The sequence below is a fragment of the Poriferisphaera corsica genome (genome assembly GCF_007747445.1).
GTDB lineage: Bacteria > Planctomycetota > Phycisphaerae > Phycisphaerales > Phycisphaeraceae > Poriferisphaera > Poriferisphaera corsica.
On sequence record NZ_CP036425.1, the window covers coordinates 1,704,347 to 1,726,042 of the forward strand.

15 protein-coding genes are annotated in these 21,696 nt (G+C 48.9%); 5 read left to right on the forward strand and 10 right to left on the reverse strand.

All coding sequences use genetic code 11. The features are described 5' to 3' along the window. Positions 1-426: 426 nt before the first annotated feature. From KS4_RS06910 to KS4_RS06920, 3 genes are all read right to left on the reverse strand, one after another. Positions 427-2,523, reverse strand: coding sequence for a heavy metal translocating P-type ATPase (locus tag KS4_RS06910; RefSeq protein WP_145076428.1), 2,097 nt, complete (start codon positions 2,521-2,523; stop codon positions 427-429). A gap of 516 nt (positions 2,524-3,039) precedes the next feature. Further along, on the reverse strand, positions 3,040-5,400 hold the full coding sequence (locus tag KS4_RS06915) for a nitric-oxide reductase large subunit (protein ID WP_145076430.1): 2,361 nt from the start codon (positions 5,398-5,400) through the stop codon (positions 3,040-3,042). A gap of 215 nt (positions 5,401-5,615) precedes the next feature. Continuing rightward, positions 5,616-6,488 carry a hypothetical protein gene (locus KS4_RS06920; RefSeq protein ID WP_145076432.1) on the reverse strand — a complete coding sequence of 291 codons (873 nt, stop codon included), beginning with the start codon at positions 6,486-6,488 and terminating at the stop codon, positions 5,616-5,618. A gap of 274 nt (positions 6,489-6,762) precedes the next feature. On the opposite strand from KS4_RS06920, the gene KS4_RS06925 reads away from it, so the two are divergent. Further along, entirely contained in the window at positions 6,763-7,290 is a 528-nt protein-coding gene (locus KS4_RS06925; protein ID WP_145076434.1) for a GNAT family N-acetyltransferase, read from the forward strand. Between the two features lie 138 nt (positions 7,291-7,428). Here the strand turns inward: KS4_RS06925 and KS4_RS06930 are convergent, their stop codons facing one another. The 4 genes from KS4_RS06930 to KS4_RS06945 all read right to left on the reverse strand — a co-directional run bounded on the left by KS4_RS06930 (position 7,429) and on the right by KS4_RS06945 (position 11,481). Next, complete coding sequence (locus tag KS4_RS06930; RefSeq protein WP_145076436.1) at positions 7,429-7,770, reverse strand: P-II family nitrogen regulator; 342 nt, start codon at positions 7,768-7,770, stop codon at positions 7,429-7,431. A gap of 72 nt (positions 7,771-7,842) precedes the next feature. Continuing rightward, positions 7,843-9,213 carry an ammonium transporter gene (locus KS4_RS06935; RefSeq protein ID WP_145076438.1) on the reverse strand — a complete coding sequence of 457 codons (1,371 nt, stop codon included), beginning with the start codon at positions 9,211-9,213 and terminating at the stop codon, positions 7,843-7,845. 381 nt (positions 9,214-9,594) lie between these two features. Beyond that, positions 9,595-10,803 (reverse strand): prenyltransferase/squalene oxidase repeat-containing protein, encoded by a 1,209-nt coding sequence (locus KS4_RS06940; protein ID WP_234698867.1) that lies wholly within the window; start codon positions 10,801-10,803, stop codon positions 9,595-9,597. 75 nt (positions 10,804-10,878) lie between these two features. Then, entirely contained in the window at positions 10,879-11,481 is a 603-nt protein-coding gene (locus tag KS4_RS06945; protein ID WP_145076442.1) for a hypothetical protein, read from the reverse strand. A gap of 282 nt (positions 11,482-11,763) precedes the next feature. Between KS4_RS06945 and KS4_RS06950 the strand changes: the two genes are divergently transcribed. Beyond that, on the forward strand, positions 11,764-12,954 hold the full coding sequence (locus KS4_RS06950) for a lysylphosphatidylglycerol synthase transmembrane domain-containing protein (protein ID WP_200761660.1): 1,191 nt from the start codon (positions 11,764-11,766) through the stop codon (positions 12,952-12,954). A 132-nt stretch (positions 12,955-13,086) separates the two neighbouring features. Here KS4_RS06950 and KS4_RS06955 read toward each other — a convergent pair whose 3' ends face one another. Next, positions 13,087-13,884, reverse strand: a complete 798-nt coding sequence (locus KS4_RS06955; protein ID WP_145076445.1) for a sugar phosphate isomerase/epimerase family protein — start codon at positions 13,882-13,884, stop codon at positions 13,087-13,089. Positions 13,885-14,660: 776 nt separating this feature from the next. Beyond that, complete coding sequence (locus KS4_RS06960; RefSeq protein WP_145076447.1) at positions 14,661-15,437, reverse strand: choice-of-anchor Y domain-containing protein; 777 nt, start codon at positions 15,435-15,437, stop codon at positions 14,661-14,663. A gap of 592 nt (positions 15,438-16,029) precedes the next feature. Here KS4_RS06960 and KS4_RS06965 point away from each other — a divergent pair. After that, positions 16,030-16,728, forward strand: a complete 699-nt coding sequence (locus tag KS4_RS06965; protein WP_200761661.1) for a PEP-CTERM sorting domain-containing protein — start codon at positions 16,030-16,032, stop codon at positions 16,726-16,728. A gap of 101 nt (positions 16,729-16,829) precedes the next feature. Here the strand turns inward: KS4_RS06965 and KS4_RS06970 are convergent, their stop codons facing one another. Further along, positions 16,830-17,255, reverse strand: coding sequence for a universal stress protein (locus KS4_RS06970; RefSeq protein WP_200761662.1), 426 nt, complete (start codon positions 17,253-17,255; stop codon positions 16,830-16,832). Between the two features lie 967 nt (positions 17,256-18,222). Here KS4_RS06970 and KS4_RS06975 point away from each other — a divergent pair. Together KS4_RS06975 and KS4_RS06980 are read left to right on the forward strand one after the other, a co-directional pair. Beyond that, complete coding sequence (locus KS4_RS06975) at positions 18,223-19,248, forward strand: thioredoxin fold domain-containing protein (protein WP_200761663.1); 1,026 nt, start codon at positions 18,223-18,225, stop codon at positions 19,246-19,248. Between the two features lie 574 nt (positions 19,249-19,822). Next, on the forward strand, positions 19,823-21,640 hold the full coding sequence (locus KS4_RS06980) for a hypothetical protein (RefSeq protein WP_145076454.1): 1,818 nt from the start codon (positions 19,823-19,825) through the stop codon (positions 21,638-21,640). Positions 21,641-21,696 lie beyond the last annotated feature (56 nt).

Here is a 21,696-nt window from a genome sequence, read left to right on the forward strand (position 1 = left end):
TCGGTAATTCCGGCTGTTTTCAATTCGCTTTCAGAACGCTTCTAAAAGATGCCTTTGCGATCTAAATGCCTGAAAACAACCAATATAGGCGCTGCCCTCAGGATAGATTTTCCTGCAGACAGCGAACGATATACACGAGATTCAACAGACCTTTTTATACCTTCTATGTAACATTCAAGCAAGCGCAACTCTTGGTTACATCCAGTTACATTACAATGATCGTTCGCCTTACATGACTTTCCCGATACATGATTCAAATCACCACCTTTGAAAATAGGCCTTAATTCATTTGAACGATCCGATTTTGAATATTGTCTTTACCTAATATTTCACATATGCCGTAGCTCAAAATGTAACATTCATTGTGGATTACAAAAAAACCCGCCGTTTGTGGGCGGGTTTTTCAATTCGTATTTTTTCAATCTCTTACGCTGTGACCGCTTGAACTGGTGCAGTCTTCTCAACGCGTTCGATCCCACGCTTTCTCTTCGCAGGAGCCGATGATTCAACAGGTTCATGATCGACGACGTTTTCGCCTTCGCGTACCAGCCGTGCACTGTTAAACACAACAATAATCGAGCTGACACCGTGTGCAATCGCCGCAACTAACGGCGTCACAATGCCCAACCCAAACAACGCCGCGACCATCGCAAGAATATACAGCAACGTACCCAGCAGATTCTGCCGAATCACAGTCACAGTTTTCTTACTCAGATTCAGCAAGAATGGGATACGGTTCAGGTTATTATTCATCAACGCAATCGTCGCCGTATGAATCGCAACGTCAGAACCAGCAGCACCCATTGCAATCGAAACGTCGCCCGCCGCGAGGGCAGGGCCATCATTCACACCATCACCAATCACTGCAACTGTATGACCTTTACTCTTGAGCATCTTCACCAGCTCAAGTTTATCACCCGGCAAAGCCTCGGATTCAAAGTCAGTCAAATGCAGTTCCTGAGCGACACGCAACGCTGGCGACCTTCTGTCACCAGTAATCATTACGCGGCGTTTCACGCCAAATTCCTCCAGCTCATCCATGACGACCGATGCGCCAGCTCTGACCTTATCTTCAAGACCAACCCAGCCCATGATCTTCCCGTCACGAGCGACAAACAGCAAGCTCATCCCTTCACTAGATTGCATATCCAAGCCAGTGCTATCAATCCCTTCATCCTCGAGGAACGCTTCACGCCCAACCAGAACCTGATGGCCATTGATTTCTGCTTTGACGCCGCGGCCAGTTACTTCCTCAAAATTAATGGCTTCCGGCAGATCCAGTTGAGCCTTCGTACTCATGCGAACCACTGCTTTGGCGACCGGGTGTTTTGACCCAATCTCAGCTGCCGCACAAGTTTGCAGCAGGTCACCCCCGCTAATCCCTTCAGCAGGGTTCAGCTTTGTAACATTCAATTCGCCAACCGTTAATGTGCCAGTTTTGTCAAAAACAATAGCGCTGACAAAACGTGCAATTTCCAAGTCCGAAACCGTCTTGACATAAACACCCAGACGGGACGCACTCGAAAGCGCCGCTACCATCGCCGTTGGTGCCGCAAGAATAATCGCACAAGGACATGCAATCAGCAGTAGCGTGATACATGTATCTAAATCCTGTGTGAAGAACCACACAATCGCTGCAATCATCAACACAACGGGTGTGTAATAGCCCGCATACCTATCCAGCATACGCACAACCACAGGCTTCGTCGCTGACGCCTGTGTGATCAAATCCTGCACGCGGCCTAAAGTCGAATCCTTACCCGCTCTTGTAATCTCAATATGCAGCACACCCGTCTCATTAATCGTGCCGCTAAAAGCCTCGTCACCCACCGACTTCTCAACAGGCACACTCTCCCCCGTAATATTCGCCTGATTAATCGCACTGTTGCCTTTTTGAATCGTACCGTCGCCCGGGATCTTATCACCAGGACGCACAATCACCATATCGCCCGGCTCAAGTTTTGCCGCATCAATTTCTTCTTCGCCGCCACCTTCAAGCAATCGTCTCGCTCGAGTCGGCGTGATGCGGATCAATGCTTCGATCTGCTGCTGTGCGCCAACAGCCGTTCGGTGCTCAATAAATGATGCAATCAGCATGAAGAAGGCGACCGCGCCACATTCCAAATACTCGTAGCGTGCAAAGGCCGCGATAATCGCAAGCGCCACCAATTCTTCCATATGAGCGCCGCCCTCATGGTCATGGTCGTGGTCACAACCTTCAATACCATGGTCATGTGGACACTTGCCCGTAATCATCGCCTTGAACGCGTCGATCACAATAGGCCCGCCCAGCACCACCGCAGCAATTGCCGCCAAGATGTCCGACTGTATCTGTGTGTCAAACACATAGCGCGCCACCGCTGCCGTGATCAGCATCATCCCGCCAACCAACACCAGCTTGATCTTGAAATCGATCTTCTGTTCGCTCTCTACTGGATGATGATGCTCGTGATCATGATCGTGGCCGTGATCTTGGCCGTGAGCTTCTTCAAGATCCATCTGAGCTCCTGCAACCTGCGCCATGAAATACTCCTTGAGAGAGTCTCTTGATTTCTTAAAAGACAAAATTCTGGGTTAGAATAACCCGACTAAATAATCAATAACGTTCTAACACCAATAACAGCAGGTGTTTGCGTAAATAACTGATCGCCGCAATTGCCTCGCTGCTCTCCACGGAATCTCTTCCGTTCGGCGCTTATCAAAACTGCTTCATCGCAGATATGTAGCTAGCCGCACTTTAATACGGCAGTCATCTCTCACCAGTTTGGGCAAATTATAACTTTTTTCCGACATTCTTGCCCCCTCATCGCCTATTTCTCATCATATTGTGGTAAATCTAACCTCTGCCCATCTTTCGATTTACCCATCCACCTCAGGCTCATATCAATTCGCTACCATCGCCCTCCCATATGCCCCGTGCATGAAAAAAATACTCACCCTCACCTGACTATTAGAAATCGGGTATGGGCAAGTATTTTGTGCCAGATCAAATTGCGAACGCCTCCCCTTATCTCCATGATCTAGTTTCTACGCTAATCTTTAAGATTCGATCTCATCCTCCCTTTCGCCTCGGGTCGACCAGCCAAATACCAGTCCAAAAATGAACCACGCAAAGGCCAAAATGCCAATCGCAAATATCGTGTCACCCACGACTCGCAACCATCTCAGATTGTCCATCAGATCTGATTGCAAAAATTCCGCACTCCTTGCATACCACAACCCATGCGTCACACTCGCCCATGTCTGCATCAGACCCACCGGCAACAGCGAAATCAATACCATCAACGCCAATCCAATATTGATGGCCCAGAACCCAAACGCCAGCGATCCCGTTCGCCAGATTTTCCGAGTACCCAATCCCTTCACACAGAACAACGTCAGCCCCATCCCCAGCATCCCATACACACCAAACAACGCCGTATGAGCATGCACCGATGTCGTATTCAGCCCTTGCATGTAATACAACGCAATCGGCGGATTAATCAGGAACCCAAACAGTCCCGCCCCGACCAGATTCCAGAACGCAACCGCGATAAAGAAATAGATCGGCCACTTATACTGCTTCACCCAAGGCGTCGCCCGACTCAACGTCAAACTTTCATACGCCTCCGCACCAATCAATACCAAAGGCACAATTTCTAACGCACTAAACAACGCCCCCAACGCCAGTACTGCCGTCGGCGTACCCGTGAAATACAAATGGTGGAACGTACCAATGATCCCGCCCGTCAAGAAGATCGTACATGAGAAGATCACTGCCGCAGAAGCCGTCGCCGTTCGCAGCAATCCCATCCTGGTAAACAAGAACGCAATCACAACCGTCGCGAATACCTCAAAGAATCCTTCAACCCAAAGGTGCACCACCCACCAACGCCAATACTCCGCCACCGCCAAATTCGTCTGACGACCCCACATGAACCCCGCACCATAAAAGATCGCAATCGCCGCAGACGCAATCAAGAACATGCCCAGCAACTGCTTATGCTGCCCTGGCTGTTTAAACGCCGGCCAAATCGCACGTATCATCAACAACAACCACAAGAACAATCCTATGAGTAAAAACAACTGCCAAAAACGTCCCAAATCAACATATTCATAACCCTGATGACCAAACCAGAAGTTCATCTCTAAACTCATCGTCTGTCGTGTTGCATACCACGTTCCAAACAGCGAACCCGCAACAATGATCACCAGACACACAAACAAAAAGTTCACACCCAGCCTTTGAAATTTAGGCTCATGCCCCGACACCGCCGGCGCGATAAACAAACCTGTCGCCAGCCACGCCGTCGCAATCCAGAAGATCCCCAACTGTGTATGCCACGTCCGCGTCACCGAATAAGGCAACCATTGGGCTAAAGGTAAATTGTAAAAACCCTCACCCTCAACCCCGTAGTGCGCCGTCACCGCCCCCATCAACATCTGCACCAATAACATCGCTACCACAACCCAAAAATATTTCAGCGTCGCCTTCATCGAAGGTGTTGGATTCATCGCCAACAGCGGGTCGTGCTTCGGCGGAACATGCTCATCATCCGGCCGGTGTTTTAGCACAGCGTAATACCATGATAGCGTCCCAATACCAGCTAATAGCAACACAAAACTAAGTACCGACCACACGATGATCTCACCGGTAGGCCGATTTCCAATCAGTGGCTCCGCCGGCCAGTTATTTGTGTAAGTAATCGGCTGCGTCGACAAGTACCCATCTTGACTGATCCCCGCGACCTCCTCGTTCACTAGTTGTGGCCGTTCCGTCGTACATGCCCATGTCGCCCAGAAAAAAAACGCGTACATCTGTCGCTGTCTTTCATCCGAACGAATCGTGTTCGCCGGAATCGCATACGCATCTCGTAGCTCTGGCGGCGTCCGATTATCATCTGCCAAAAATCGCACATCCTCCGGAAATTCTTCTGCATCTCCAAATAATGCTGCGTAATACCCAGCCATTGCATGATACGCCTTCACACGATCTGCACTGATCGTAATATCCCCCGTTTCAGGGTCGTATGTATTCGCCCGCAGTTCTTTTTTTAACCTTGAAAGCAGTATTGCCTGTTCAGCTTCGCCAATTTCGCTGAATGATTTCGAGTACGATTCCATCGCCCACAAATGCAGTAAATAGATACTCTCACGATGCAGCAGGTCAGCCGTCCAGTCCGGCGCTAAATAAGCGCCATGCCCCCAGATACTCCCCAGCTCCTGCCCGCCGATCGATTGCCATACATTCTGCCCATTTTTTATATCCTGCTCTGTCGCCACAACCTCGTTATTCGCTGTCACAAACGCTCTTGGCACCGGCGGCGCCTTGCGATAGATCTCAAGTCCGTAATACCCCAGAACCATAAACGACAGCACAATCACCAACCCGAAGGCAATCCATAGTTTGACATAGCGCATATTAGATAGGCTTTCAGTTATCCAATGTGATCTTTGACTACACCACTGAAAATATGAACAGATAACTGAGTATCTCGGCTATAGAAACGCCTCAACATCATTATTATGACACGTAAAATAACTACAATTAAAACCATCATTCCCGCTGTATACAAGTTTTTACGTAGTTTTATACCGGCTTTAACCTATTTGCAATCAATAGTAACCAATCATTCTTAACGTTCCCGTCGTCGTTGTTCGCTCGCCGCCCATGCTGCCGCATACCACCCCTTCGCTATCCTCTCTTGACCTCGTGCATTCAAATACCCACCATCGTCTGTCCAGTGTTGATGTAACCGTTCATAGGTTTCGCCATCCCACTGGAACGTTATCGACTTCCCATTCGCATCAGTCGACTCAATCGCCGCAATGTCCAGCAGCAACTTGCCCCGCCTTTTACAGAACGCTCTCACCACCTGATTAAACTTATTCCGGCGTACATTTGCTTCACTACGCTCAACCTTCAACGGCATCGTCATATACACAAAAATCACTCCCCGGTATTTCGCCTCCAACTGATTCATTTTTTCACAATATTCACCCGCATCCGCCTCGTCATCATCAAGCCCCAGCATGTCCATCACAACCAAACCATCTCGTTTCCCCTGCCGGCCGTCACGCTCATGTTTTGCCTCTACCCATCCACCTTTTTCAAGCAGCTTCTCAAGAAATTTCAACTTTCGATCCCACCTCGGATTCCCTCGGGCCAACGCATAAACCCGCCCTTTATCCAATTTACTCTGAATCGAGAATCCATCCACGCGATCCGTCCTCTGCTCAGTAATCATTAGCCGATACAGCTCCCAATCGCCGCCATCATCATCACGTAGCGAATTCATCCCAGTCAGCATACTTCTTCCCAAATTCGCATGTGTGAATAGCCACGTTTGCTCTGCCAATTTCTCGCCCATTTTTTTTGCGTCCGGCTTTCGTAGCCTGTCAATTTTTCGCATTTCCCGATAACCGATGACCTGTGCTTCACTACCCGCGCACATTACCGCCATCAGGCACATTGCCATCAGCCAATTCAATATCCATTGCAATCGCATTGTTGTCTCCGGAATTCACGTAGATGCTATATCTACTACCCATCTTAACAACGACATCATCAGCATCAATCAATTTTTCATATCTTCATGACGTCAAATCCTAACAGATGTCTTACCCATTTTAACGATATGGATCAGCCCATCATGATCGATTCGATCGCTCAAATTTTGTCTGTAAAAATTCTTCCAGTATCACAACTTCAATGTTATCTTACACATAGAGCATACCCGTCTGATACTTCGCAATGTTTCAGACCACACCCGAGTGACGTCTATGAACATCACCATTGAACCCATGAACGATTCGCACATCACCGCGTATCATCACGTTCTCAACACAGTCTGCCGTGAACGCCGTTATCTTATCCACACGCAAGCTCCAAGCCTCGATGAACTTGCCATAGAAATCAATACGGCTTTAGCGTCAAACAATGCTCAATTTATCGCTGTCGCGCACAACACTGAAACCTCTCGCAATCATCTTGTCGGGTGGTGCCAGATTACTCCCAACCAAGAAGAAGGCTTCACGCACATCGGCTCGCTTTCGCTCGGCGTTCTTCCAAACTATCGCTCACGAGGTATCGGCCGAAAACTATTACAAGCCACACTCAATCACGCGCACGACCAGGGACTCACGCGTATCGAGGCCGACATCTTCGCCTCAAATATCCCCTGCATTCGCCTACTTGAATCCTTCCTCTTTGCACATGAAGGTTTTAAAGAGCGTGCACGTTTTCTCGACGGCAACTACGATTCCCTCGTCTCCATGGCTCTCATCTCCAACGTCGTTGCGCCTAATTAGTGATTAGCCATTAATCTGAATTACATACCAAATAAAATTGTCGCGACCCACACAGGCCGCGACAACGCAGTACGCTTTCACTGTCGTTTCAAGCGATCTCCCCTCCCAGTGTGTTTTATTTTGGTAAACTAGTTTTTTCTATACCGCATCACCCCCCGTCTCCCCAGTACGAATTCTCACCACCTTCTCCAATGGCAACACAAATATCTTTCCGTCACCAATCTTCCCGCCATTATTTTTCGCTGCTTTACAGATCGCCTCTATTGCAGGCTCTACAAAAGCGTCATTGAGCGCAACCTCTAATCTTACTTTGGTCAGCAGATCAGGCACAACCTCCTGTCCGCGATACAAATCAATATCCTCCTGCCTTCCATGCCCAGTTACCCGTGTGACGGTAACACGGCTAATGCCTGTATCAATTAATGCTTGTCTGACCTCATCCAATTTTTCCGGCTGGATCACCGCAACAATCATTTTCATCTTATTGATCTCCACATCTTTATCGATGTCTATCTCAAGGTTAGTTATATATCACTCGTTTCTCTCAGCACATTAGTTCAAGTTCAATAACCCATAACCATGTTCGCCGTGCAGCACGTGATCCATCCCCGCACTCTCTTCACGTTCGTTCATTCTGAAACCGATCGTCTTATCAATCAGCACGATTAAGAGGTAGGTCATAATCCCCGCGTAAACGATACTCACTAACGCTCCTTCAATCTGATACCATAACTGCGTCATCAATCCGTGTTCCGGCACTTCACGCAGCACAAACGTCAAACCAATCGCTCCCACTAACCCCGCGACGCCATGAATACCAAACACGTCCAACGTGTCGTCGTAACCTAGCTTCCCTTTCAAAACCACCGCGCCGTAACTAATCAACGCGCCAAGTGCTCCCAGAACCACCGCCCCATAAGGCGGCACATCGCCCGCTGCAGGTGTGATCGCAACCAGGCCCGCTAAAATCCCCGAGACCAACCCCAAGCTTGTTGCCTTACGCAAGTGCACACTCTCAATGAGGATCCATACAACCGCACCTGTCGCCGCAGCAATCTGAGTCACAGTCAGAGCACGAGCAGTCGTCAAGCTGCTCGATACTGAGCTGCCTGCGTTAAAACCAAACCACCCAACCCAAAGTAGGCCAGCACCCAAAAGCGTCAATACCAAACTGTTTGGATGCATCGCAGTTCTCGGGTACCCCTTGCGAGCACCGAAATAGAGCGCTGTCACCAGCCCCGCAACACCAGCAGAGATATGAATCACAGTCCCACCAGCAAAGTCAATCGCGTAACCCGTTAAGAATCCGCCGCCCCAGATCCAGTGGCAAAGTGGTGCGTAAATCACCAAACTCCACAGCAGAATAAACAGACAGTACCCGCGAAACCTAACACGTTCCGCAAATGCGCCCGCAATCAATGCCGGCGTAATAATCGCAAACTTTCCTTGGAACATCGCAAACACCAGCGATGGAATCGCAAGTCCACCGCCAATGTCATACAACGCTCTCGGCCCACTATCCAGACCACTAAGCATCAGATAGTCACTATTCCAACCAATCAATCCCCCTAAAGTCGTCTCGCCAAAGCACATCGCATAACCAACAACCGCCCAGCTTAAACCAATGATCCCCATGGCCACAAAGCTGTGCATCATCGTCCCAAGCACATTCTTTGTGCGAACCAAACCCCCGTAAAATAGCGCCAATCCCGGCACCATCAACAGCACTAATGCCGTACTCACCAGCATCCACGCTGTTGTGCCCGTATCAATCACAAGCTTCCCAGCCTGATTGACCTCACCTGCATCACTGATCACCTTGTCAGCCACTTCTCCCGTCGACTGTGCCAGCCCGACATCACTAAGCCCAAACAGTGCAATCACGCACACCGCCAGGCTCACCTTGTATCCCAATGTTTTCATCCTGAATCACTCCATCTCATATAAAAGTGCGTTTCTCAATCGCTCAGCATTCCGCTGCTAAACTTAATTCTCTATATGCACAACGCGTGCCAAACCATATGTTGGCAAGCTAAGTGTTATAAGTTGCTGTCAATCCATATGTTTAAGATTTGGTGTGTTGCCCCGCCTCTTTCCGATAGCCTGCCTCGAATTTAAGCATTCACTGCTAACCTCTTATGCATTGCCCAATCATTAAGCAGCCTCAAATCACGCGCTACCAACATAAAATCTGTCCCACATCCGCAATATTGCCTTAAGCATTGCCCATTAGCACGCAAAAAAAGTGCACACAATCCTGTATGCACTTTCATAGATATCTATCTCACGGTTATATTAATCCGTCTACTCCTGACCCGCGCCACCAGATCTTGGATACGTAGCATTCTGCAAACTCATCAGCGAGTACGCCGTCACAAGATTTGCATCATCCTCCATCCAACGGTCTGCCGAATTTATCCATGATCCATCTGCCGCTTGTACCGACACAAGCTGATCAATCAAATCATTGCCCCAATTTTTTGCACCTTCAGGTGTGACCAATTCTTCCTGCCCCCAAACACGCAATGCCCGCGCCGCAGCCATGTAGTAATAAAACAGCCCCTGGAGTTTCACCTTCTCCGGCATCCCCGGGTTCTGTTCGAACGTATAGTTTTCACGCATCCAGTTATATGCCGCTACAACACGCGGATCGTTCTTCGTCAGCCCCGCATACAGCAGCGACTTGAACCCCGCATACGTCATCGAACCATAGGCTCGCAAGCCCGACACCGGTCGGCCTGCTTTCGCTTCATCCTCCATCTCCGGTGAGGCCTTACTCTGAGGCACACCAATATTGTCTTTGTTCAAACTCACCGCATAAACAAACCCGCCTTCCAATGCTAACTCCCCATTCTTAAACATCTCATTGCTCTCAACCCCCTGATGTCGGCTAATAAACACGAGCGCCCGCTGAAATGCTTCATCATCAGAACTCAATCCCGAATCATGCAAAGCCTGCAGCATAAACTGCGTGTTACTCATATCAGGTCGGCCATGCTTTCCATACCCCGCGCCACCATAGTACGGATGATCCTTGTCAATCACTTTCCCATTCGGATCAAGCTGCCCCGCCCACTGAATACTCTTCAGGTAATCCTGTGCTCTTTTCATCACCGCATCAATCTTCGGATCACCTTTTAGACGCGACAATGCCGACAAACAAATCGACGTGTTGTAGTTCGTTAAAAAGTCTCCATCCGCAATCGACCCATTCGGCTGCGCCTTGCTCAATACATACCCAAGCGCTTTCAATACACTCGGATCGTCTAACCCAACATGAGGGTCATCAATCATCACCTGCATCGCCATCGCCGTAATCCCCGGCCCAGGCTGCGGTGTCCACGACCCATCCGCATTCTGTGTTCCCTTTAAGAACGCAACACCCTTCGCAATTGCTGCTTCCCCTTTCTCAACATGCTCCGCATCCGCCCCCATCACACTCCCCGCCATCACCACAATCCCCAATACCCCAGCCATCATCTGCAAACCCAATCGTTTCAAATTTATCATCATCTTGACATCCTTGTGATCTAATATCTGATTAGCCCGTTTACCGAAAGTACCCCGCGCCCTTATCATTCTGTTTTATTACATCTGCTGATTCCACGGATCAGTCGTGAAACCATCCCGCCCTTCACCGCCTTGCCCATCAATATACCGTCCGCCGTCTCGAAGAGCTCGCGACAAATACACCGCGCTCATCGCATACCCCACCACAATCGGCAAGATAATCACCAGATTACTCAACTGACTCGTCAGCAATGAACTGATACAAAGAAAACCAAAGACCCCAACCAGCTCGATACAGCAAACCATCGCCCCGATTGTTGCCCCGCGGGATCCTTTTCTGACGCCAAAACTTAGCACGATCGTCAAAAGCGCCGGCAGCACAATCAGTAAAAACATGATCACAGCCACCCACGGCAACCAAGGTTGGAAACTCGGATACTGATCCTGCAACTGCGTTAAAGCCGTCACATACGCCTCATCCGGCGCCTGCGCCTTTTGTTCCTCGAAAAACTGATTAACCTGCTCGATCGGGACATTTGCGACCGCAACGATTAGCGCCGAGCAACACCCATACATCAGTGTCGTCACCCCCGATGTGACCCACATCAGCACCGCAGCAATCTTCCTTGCCCGCTTGCCGCCGCCGTTATTTCCGTACCCATCATTCACGAATTCATTCATGCCCTAAGCATATCATCAACACCAGCCCGTTCGCAATCCGCTGAATCCCCATTTTCACACATAGAACTAGAGCAAGTTGCATCATGGCGTGCCACATGTCCTGTGAAGCAATCGGAAACAGCCTCATGTTGGAAGCGTTCTTACGTAACGCCCCACCGGCCAGCGAGCCAAGTAATTTCGCAAGACGCTAAAATATACACCTTCTCCCGCATGTCCGTTATCATATCCCTATCAGTTATCCGCACCACGCACCATATTTCAAGACCATCCGGAGCCACCCACTTGAACCTGCCTCCCAACACAAAAAAGTATCTCACCACCACGATCCGACTCCTTGTCGCCGTTGCAGGCCTCACCTACATCGCCTACTCACTCACATGGACCGACTCCATTCTTGTTCCAGCCAACTACACCCTTCCCAGCAACATCACATACGCGAAAGCTACCCAGCTCAGAATCATCAGCCACGACCAGAGCAGCTACCTCGTTCAACTCAAACCAACCCCGCAATTCCCTAATATAGATAGCCAAATCACCATCTCGGATGCCGATCTTGGCGAGAAGCTCACGGACCTCCAATTCCGGCTCGGCATCATTTCCACAATGGCTGAAGCGAATTACGCTCTCCTCGCGCTTGGCTTGCTCCTCATCGGCATCATGTTCCCCGTTCAAGGCATCCGCTGGTGGATTCTCCTCCGTTGTCGCGGCATCATCGTCCACCCTTTCAAAGCAATCCGTCTCACACTCGTCGGGCTCTTCTTCAATTTCTGTATGCCCGGCATGACCGGCGGCGACGTCGTCAAAGCCTACTACGCCGCCAAAGGCTCAGATAACCGTTCGACCGCAGTCATGTCCGTCGTCTTCGATCGCATCGCCGGCCTCTTCGGTCTCATCATTCTCGGTGGTATCGTCGGCTTATTCCTCCTCCACAACCCTCTCGCACAGCGCATCACAATCAGCATCTGGATTCTCATCGCCGTCATCACAACCCTCGGCATCGCCTATTTCTCCCAACACATTCGTACCCTCATCGGCCTCAAATTCCTCATGGATCGCATGAGTCCCGGCAACATTTTTGCCAAACTAGACCATGCCACGGTCGCCTATAAACACCATAAAAAAGCAGTGTTTTCTGCCATCCTCATCAGCATACCCATCCACCTCTGCCAAGTCACCGCCGTCGCGCTCGCAGGCTACGCACTGCAAATGCAAACCCCCATCGGCCTCATGTACTGCGTTCTACCCGTCATCTTCCTCGCCGGTTCCATGCCCATTTCCTACCAGGGTCTCGGCGTCATGGAAGGCCTCGGCTTCGCCTTTCTCGCATCCGATCAATTCGCCAGCAACAACCAAATCGTCGGCATGCTCCTGATCATGCGCATCTTCTTCGTCATCTTCGCGATTCTTTCTTCTTTCTTCGTCCTTCGTGGCAACATCCAGCTCCAACCTCAAATATTAGAGCCAGTTGCGTGATTAATCAGAGGGATAGCGTTGAGAATTGATGCAGCAAACTCACAATAACACTTCGGTATTTAGTTATCTACCCAACACTCCGCGAGTCGATAATTACGGAAGGCGATTTAGTTAGTAGTGATCTCTAAATTACTACAAACGAATCGCCGCATCCTCCCAATTCGCCTTCCCGATCTTCGCTCCCGTCAGCCCATTCTCCAATTGTCGCAAGTCCAGCACCACAGGCCCAACACGCCCACTCGCCATATCGCACCCCAGCCGATACCCCATCACATCCAACCCGCCATCCTGATTTCCTGCCGCCACGCGTCGCGGCCCAGCCTGCTCCACAGCCACCGTTGACAAATCTGACAACCTCCCCACTTTCAGCACCTTTCCATGTTCTTGCACCCACTTCACCGCGTCACCCCCAAACGCCATCACTGCGGCAGGATCTAGCCCGCATCCAAGCATCGGTAAGTCCTCTTCTTCAATCAACCCCACCAGCGCTTTCAGTTTATCCTCACCATGGATCGCCAAGCCCACACCCAAACGATCCGCCGTCTCCAGCATTCCCTTCAGTACATCCCCCTCCACACCCTCAGCATCAATCGCCACACTAACCGGCACACGCCCCAGATCTGCTGACAAACTCATCGTCTGCACAAACGCATCCATCGCCCGATCCTGATGCGCCGTGTCGTTGAAATGTATCCGCGGGATAAACAAATCGATCCCCGCCACACGCATCCCATGCCGACCTACCGTTGCCGCTAAATCCTTACGGTCGCGATCCGAGAGCTCTCGCGCACGCATACCACTCAATGTCCCATCCAACTGGACGCTCGAAAATCCAATCGTCGCCAAGCCTTTCAACGACTCACCAAACGTCATGCCTTGACGCACCAAAGGCCCCACTGTGGGCGCCAACGATAAATCTGAACTATTCAAAATAATACTCATTCCCGAAGTGTACCCCCATATTTTTTGCCCGCAACCTCATCTCACAGCCAACCGTTTGTATGCGACGCCCTTCGCGCATCACCGCTCAAAAAAATCAAAAAGGGCGCCCCGCCCCCAATGCAGAGGGGATATGAGCATGGGGGCGGGGCAGGCGGTGTATCTGTTATTAAATAAAACTTCTCAATGTATCCATTAGTTAGACGCAGCAATTATTTATACGTCTCATATAAATGATTAAAAAAACAAACTCGAATCATGTGCATAATTCACAATAAACACAGGACAGCAAATGCCGTTCGCAGCACGTTCATTCACACAGCAACACAAGCAATATATGATCACCTTCACGCTAAAACAGGGCGTCATAAACGTAATGGCACCGCATCTAACAGCCGCCCGGTATAAATAACTAAAAAATTCCCGGCACATGCAGCCGCTCATTAGATTGCCTGACGCATGATCAATTCTATCATGCGAAAATCATCATCTAATACGATGCATGTCTAATCGTCGTGAAGTATAAACATGGCCCGGTATCTCTGATCCTGTTAAACCGCTCGTTCTCATACAAGCCGTACTTAACACACACTTGTCGATCAGACTTTACATATAAATTTACCACACAATCATCATATTGTGAAGGATTTATTCAGAACTTTCGACCTGACATTACTAGCCTATATTAACAGCCGAGACCGCAATAAAAAAACACAGTCCGAACATATTCGAACCGTGTCTTAGTCTAATCAAGCGTTAGTCATGTGCTATTGGCGCCGTCGGGCCAATGCGCCTGCCAACAATCCGCCTAACACCATCATGGTTCCTGGCTCAGGTACGCTTGCTAAGATCTCCATACTGCCTAATCTAGAGATAGATGATGCTGACCCAGTGTCATCACCCCAAAAAATGAAATTTTCATACTCATACGGATCAATCGGCCCGCTAAACGCTGTGTAATCACGCACCGCGCCAGTCAATATCTTCGACCCATTGGCTTTCAGCTGATACGAGCTGCCCAATACCTGCAACTCATAATCAATCATCCCCGTCGTTGTATCAAACACCGCGGACTCGCCCTTGGTAAACAGCGATCCCGTCGTGTCATCATGATACACAAACACTTCATCATCCCAGAACCCAATCTCCATCCCCTTACTGTTGTCGTCCAAAATAATAATCGAGAACCCAGCACGCCCACCATGGACATGTGATTCTTCCTCGATCATCAAATTGAAATTCAACGTAAATCCACTTGCCGCATCAACCGTCAGCATCCCCGGGTGGGTGATGGCAGGTGCAAATGGATTAAGTGAAAAATACCCAATCTGCTCGCCTGTGGCCCCACTCGAATCAATCCGCGTGTAATCCGAATTGAATGTCGCAGTTGACGCGCCACCCGAAGGCGGATTCTGTCCCAGTGTAAAACCCTGCGCACTCGCTGAAGTATTCAACGACGCGTCATACAACATCGATCCCTCAACGGTTGAATACCCGATCAGCAAACAACCTGCAACTGCAGCACATCGAAATAGTAATGGCATCTCTAGTCTCCCTTGTTTCACAAGTTTAATGATAATTTCTTCGTGATAAACACATCAGACACCATGACATGATGCCCCGCCTTTGACATGACCTGTACTTCAATATCACACCCCTTCATTCAGGTAACCACATACACACGCAATCGGCAGCCCGTAGTTTATCTGCTAATAACAGCAATACAAGACAATTTCATATACGTTACAACTCCACTAAACAGGTTAATCTATTCAATGATTAGTGGCTGCAAGAAACCAAATATAAAAGGTTGGACAGATAGTTTTAGGTATTTCCTCTAGGCGGGAATAAACTGGAATGCGTCTAGGTATTTCATGCAGGTGAGTGTCGTACACGCGCATATCTATATTTCTTGCCGTGCAAATCAAATATAAATGTTGCTTTTCCCTGACTCAAGCAAATTGCATCATGACGTGCCACATGCCCTGCGAAACAATCGGAAGAATGAGGTAAGTAATTTCGTAAGACGCTCTAATCAGGGACCGCTATCCTGCAGACCTCGCTGCTGATAGCTTCAATACTCGACGAGGAGGCCGCGACAATCCACGATTGTTCGCAACAATGGAGAGCCAGTTCATGCCAACAATATCACTCACCACATTATTTAGGAAAACAACTTTACTTTGTCTCAGTTCTTTATTCGCTTCAGCATTACTATCGACGACTTCAAACGCCATACTTCTTCCTGACACATCACTTGATTACTTCACAAAATTCCAGGAAGTCAACGGCAACAACCCCACTGCGACCATCACTAAAGGCGCATACAGCGTCGATTTCACCGGCCACATCGGTATACGACCCGATGGGCCGCTCTACTTTCAGGACGCTCGTTCATTCTGGACTGAAGAAGACAATATTGACAGTACAGCTATCCTAAGCCATGCCGCCAATCACATGCAATTCGTCGCGCGTGATCGTGTCCTGCCCGGCAACGCGGATCCCAACGGCACAATCTCTTTTTTCAACGCTTCAAATAGCCTGATCAACGTGGATATCGAAGTCTATGACGCACTCTCCAATGCGTTACTCGCCTCTGACCCCAACCACGGCTCAAACAAGTCAACCATCACGCTCAGCAACGATTGGGTCCGCTACGTCATCACACCAACGGATAACACACAATCAATCTCTCGCCTACTGCTCACCAACGATGACGACACCGGCCGCAGCGCCATCGATAATTTCGGCTTCGTCGTTCCCGAACCTGCAAGCGCATCACTACTCGCGCTCGGTACGCTCAGCCTCTTTGTTCGTTCACGTAAAAAACGCTGAGTACCTCAACTTAGAATAAAAAAAGAGACACGCATTTATGATGCGTGTCTCTTTCTATTCATTCAGTTCTATAACCAACCCAATAATCTCATCAAATCAACCTACAAGTTCCCATTCCAGTTCGCAGGCAGCAGCAACACCGGCAAGTCTGTCTGGCGAATCAGATTCCCCGGCACGTCTCCCGCGATCAATCGCTTTAATACGCCCTTACCTGTTAGCCCAAGCAAAATCATGGTGCATTGCCGTGCGTGAGCGGTGTTTAAGATCGCCTTTGATGTGTCATCCGAAAACAGCATGATCCCCTCACTGTTGATGCCCTTATCCGCCAGCGATTCAGTCAGCAGCTTCAGTGTCTGCTCGCCTCGATTCGTCGCATCCGATTCATGCTCATCTTCATCCTGAAGTGTTGCCACATGGGCAATCACCACATCCGATCCCAACCGGGACGCTAAATCCGCGACAGGGCCCAACAGCTTTTCGCTGGCCCACGGTGAACTCACTGCTACAAGGATGCGGCTTTTACTCAAGATATTTCACTCCTTAAACGATTGAACGCAGCGAATGATATAACCTATCCATTCAAAACCGTCAAAATTAACCCCTCATCCCCACGGACTGCGTCGTCCCTCATCGCCCTTACCAAGACATCAATCCCGCAAAACATGCAATAACATTGCTTTATCGCAGTTTACACGAATATCCATAGGTCTTGTCTGCGAATAACAGCAGCAAAGAATCGCTGAAATACCTTCGTTTCATGTGATCGACCCATTGGTCAACGCATAGATAATTACGCAAGACGCTCTAGATGACTTAGCTGACTAACTTCCAGTAATTGAACACACATTACTCGTTCTTAAACAGGATTGACAATCTTTTTATCGATATCCCTGCATGTTCCGCCTGCTGTAGGCCAATTATCGCAGTTATCGCTGTAAAATCGCCGTTTTATGGCGATTTATTTTTGCCGATTTACCGCCTGGCACGATTGAATGTCCATGGATCGTTCCCAAGGATAACCATACAAAGCGCTCTAAAGACATGTCGATCCAGACTTCCCTCGCAGCATGCACTGGTCAGGGGTCGTTTTCAGAATTTTCTGGCCTAAAATTACTTTTGTCAGAATATTTTCTCATTCAGCAAGGTTCGCTATCTATATACCGTTCCATATAGCGGTTTTATGAAGAAATAAAGTAAGTTGCATTATTACGTGTCACATGTCCTGCGAAACAATCAGAAGCAGGCTCATGTAATAACCGTTTTTTACTTAACGACCTATTGGTCAACGAGGCAAGTAATTTCACAAGACACTCTAAAGCGGCCGAATAACGCGACTTAGGTGGTGTTTCAAACTCATGTAAACACCAACGTCTGCGCACACGTATTGATGCGCTGTTGATCAGACATGCGACGAGACAGCATGACATATGATACAGGCCGTATTGCCTTTGATGACATATGACGCTACGGATGTTCATTCTTGAAGGAAATCACATGGTTAATCATCGTAACCTTATCAAAACCATCATGCTCGGGTTGAGTATGCAATGTGCCCTTACACTTTCTCAGACACTCTACGCTCAAGAAGCCCCCGCATCACCGAATGCCGCGACGCAGCAAGCAGGTGCAAAAGATCATGGCCCGTGGCAGATCGACGCAGATCTCAAAGATGTATTCGCGCAAGCCAAGCGTGAAAACAAAGACGTTGTGGTTAAGTTCACCGGTTCAGATTGGTGTCCACCCTGTATTGCACTTGATAAATCGATCTTGAGTCAGAAAGAATTTCAGGACGCGGTCACTGATGATTTTATTCTTGTGAAGCTGGATTACCCAAGACAAAAATCTCAATCCCCAGAGGTTAAGCAGCGTAACGCAGAAGCGCAGCAGAAATATCGTATTGAAGGTTATCCCACGTTGATCCTTTTTGATCAGAACGGAACGCCGTACGGGCAGACCGGGTATCAACCGATTAGTCCTGAGAAGTATGCACAGCATTTGTATCAGTTGCGCGAAAGCCGGTTGCTGCGTGACAGGATTTTGGATGAAGCGGAAAAACTGCAAGGCACAGCACGTGCTGAAAAACTTGATGAAGCAATCAATGTGATTGGCATCGATAACGCTGCACTGGGGATGCGCGATCAGATCAAAGAAATTTCAGAACTCGATGCAAATAACGAAGCGGGTTTAAAAGAGAAATACGCATCAATCTTGCAGAACATGAAATGGGAAGAAGCGATGCAGCGCGTGATGATGGCTGCCAAGTCGGGAGATCTCGATGAGGCGCTGATTCAGTTGCAGGTTGTGTTTAATGATGATCCGCCAGCCGAAGCAGATAAGGTACAGGAAATGTACATGCTCAAGGCTCAGTTGTTGGTTGCTAAGGGGGATAACGAAGCGGTGATCAAGGCTGTTGAGGATGCGATCGAAGCGGCGCCGAACTCGCAGATGGCTCCGCAATTACGTGCAGCACTCGACAACATGAAAAAATCGTTGGACAAGAATGTGTCCACAACAAATTGAGTTTATTTGACTCGATTGATACATCGTGAGGGGGTGTGATGCGGGATGAAGTTGATTTAAAATTTAGTTGAAGAACTAATTGATTGTGTGGCTGAACATGTGATGTGTTCAGCCATTTTTTATGATTGTGCGCTAAGTTTGCTCAATTGTTGAAAATTGAAAGTTGCTTTTAGGGGTAAAAAAAATGGAAGTTGTCGTGCGTGAGGGGCGGGGTGGTTTGGTATGTGTGCTTTTGACGTGTTTTGTGGGGCGGGCAGACTTGCTTGGGATTATATATGGCGCTATTTTGCGCACAAAAAGTGATTTTCTAAGATTAGTCTGAATTGAAACGATGCAGAATTGGTGAGTTTTTGGCTGTTTTAATTAGTTTTTGACAAAAAAAATGAGAAAAGAGAAAGAAAATGAAGGTGTTTTAGATTGGGTTTCGTGTTTGTGCGCGCGTTTTGTCTTGTTGTTGATTTGGCATGTAAATTGCTAGGGTGAAAGAAAATACTTGAACATTTCACTGTTCTATGAAGGATGTGTGTAGTAGACCAATCTATCAGATGTAGAGCAATATTTCGGGAGAACGATGATGGCAGATCAAGTTTCGGTGATGGAAGTTGAGCATTCGGGAGAGTTGGCTCTGAAGGTTGGACAAGAGATGGGATGGTTGTGGGGTGTGAAGGGAGTGGAGACGAAGCATGAAATTTTGGGGTGGGTGGAAATAAGCAGTGTGGATTTATGGGAGGTTGGGGTTTGGTTGTGGCCGGAGATTGTTGTGATGGTGGGGAGCTTGATGGGGCTGGTGGCCACGGTGTATATGTGGCGATGGATGAGGATTCGCAGGAAGCTGCAGGATGTACGAGTGGGGGAGGGTTATTGCAAACGGTGCGGTTATGTGTTGCGTGTGGCTGATGGGAAGAGAGATGCGGTTGTGTGTGCGGAGTGTGGGAAGGAGTTTAAGGTGGAGAAGGTTTCGGTGAGGAAATGGTGGCAGGTACGGTGGGTGTGTTTTGCTGTGGCGCTTATGGTGATGTTTGTGTGTTGGGGGGGAGCGGCTGTGGTGGGGGTGAGCGCGTGGCGGGCGATGAAGGGGTATACACAGGGGATTGGTTATGGAGAGTGGCGGGATGGGACGTGGTGGGATATGAGTGGTGGTGAAGTGATTGACTGGGTGGATTTGCCTTCAGCGAAGTTGTATGAGTGGATGATGGGGTGGGACGAAAAATGGCGAGTGGTTGGAACGCAGAGGAGTGATGGTATGCATCATGAATTATGGGGGATGTGGTTTGACGAGGTAAGTGGTGAGGTGAAAAAGGAGGTGCTGGCGCGAGAGTATGCGAGTGAAATTTATTATGAGGTAATCGATGGCGAGAGACGGCGGTTTCAATTGATGAGGGATAGTTGGGACGGGTTGTTGCCTCGGTTTATCGCGTTTGATGGTGGTTATTTGCTGACCTTGGGGCAGCGGCTCTATTGGTATGAATCGTCTAATGGAGAGTTAGAGAAGATCGAGATGACAAAAGGTGATGCCGTACCGAAAACGAATGTAATGAGTACGAAGATGTATGATTTAGGGGATGGTTTTGTGGTGGTTGTGGGTACGATTAACGAGAAATTTAGTAGTGATAAAGCGTATGATGCAGTGGGGAAGCGGGTTAGTACGCGGTTTAGCCGCATTGTGGTGGTGGATGTGATGAGGAAGAAGGTTGTGAATGAACAGAATTTTATTGTGAGGCGAGAGGATGTGAACTTGGATGGTGCGCAGTGTGAACCGATGAGGATAGGGCGTGATGGGGAGTTGTTGTATGACGGGTTGTGTGTGAGTGTAAGTGGTGGTGGAGAGGGCTTTGGAGATTACAGTTGGGGGATTGTAGATGCTGATGGTGTGTGGCATGGTTTGGGGTTGGAGAAGTTGCGCTCGGTGGGTTTTGAGAAGTTACCTGAGAAGGGATGGCAGCAAGGATGTGATTTTGATTTTGGTGAAGGGGAGAAGGTGATTGATCAGCGTAGTGCCGATTTTACGAGGAGCTATTTGGGGGAACTGGCAGCGGTGGTTCCGAAACATGGTGATATAACAAAGATGAATCTAACGGCGGAGCAGAAGGAGATGAGGACGCGGATTGCGCGAGGGGTTTACAATAGTTTTGGAGGGATTGCGTGGCAGCCGGGGTATGATCGACAGAAGTGGGCGATGCTGGCGGTGGTATCGAAAGATGATGAGAGTGTGGGACGGTTTGTGGCGCTTGAGTTGGGAGAGCTGGGCCGGTATCAGGTTAATCGAGGATGGTTGGCTGCAGATGGGAATAACAAACGGGTGTGGGTGAGCCGATTTGGATGGGATAAGGCAATCGGAGGAAGCCGAGATGCAGAGGAGGGGTGGGTGAAGGTTTATGAGATTGGGGAGTAGTGAGGTGCGTGCATCATGAAATGTACTTTTCGAGGAGGCAGGGTTGGTGGGTGTGT

Coding starts and splice junctions, on each gene's coding strand:
- KS4_RS06910 (WP_145076428.1), bottom strand. CDS start 2,523: ATGGCGCAGGTTGCAGGAGCTCAGATGGATCTTGAAGAAGCTCACGGC.
- KS4_RS06965 (WP_200761661.1), top strand. CDS start 16,030: ATGCCAACAATATCACTCACCACATTATTTAGGAAAACAACTTTACTT.
- KS4_RS06930 (WP_145076436.1), bottom strand. CDS start 7,770: ATGAAAATGATTGTTGCGGTGATCCAGCCGGAAAAATTGGATGAGGTC.
- KS4_RS06920 (WP_145076432.1), bottom strand. CDS start 6,488: ATGCGATTGCAATGGATATTGAATTGGCTGATGGCAATGTGCCTGATG.
- KS4_RS06925 (WP_145076434.1), top strand. CDS start 6,763: ATGAACATCACCATTGAACCCATGAACGATTCGCACATCACCGCGTAT.
- KS4_RS06915 (WP_145076430.1), bottom strand. CDS start 5,400: ATGCGCTATGTCAAACTATGGATTGCCTTCGGGTTGGTGATTGTGCTG.
- KS4_RS06945 (WP_145076442.1), bottom strand. CDS start 11,481: ATGAATGAATTCGTGAATGATGGGTACGGAAATAACGGCGGCGGCAAG.
- KS4_RS06935 (WP_145076438.1), bottom strand. CDS start 9,213: ATGAAAACATTGGGATACAAGGTGAGCCTGGCGGTGTGCGTGATTGCA.
- KS4_RS06975 (WP_200761663.1), top strand. CDS start 18,223: ATGGTTAATCATCGTAACCTTATCAAAACCATCATGCTCGGGTTGAGT.
- KS4_RS06980 (WP_145076454.1), top strand. CDS start 19,823: ATGGCAGATCAAGTTTCGGTGATGGAAGTTGAGCATTCGGGAGAGTTG.
- KS4_RS06940 (WP_234698867.1), bottom strand. CDS start 10,803: ATGATGATAAATTTGAAACGATTGGGTTTGCAGATGATGGCTGGGGTA.
- KS4_RS06960 (WP_145076447.1), bottom strand. CDS start 15,437: ATGCCATTACTATTTCGATGTGCTGCAGTTGCAGGTTGTTTGCTGATC.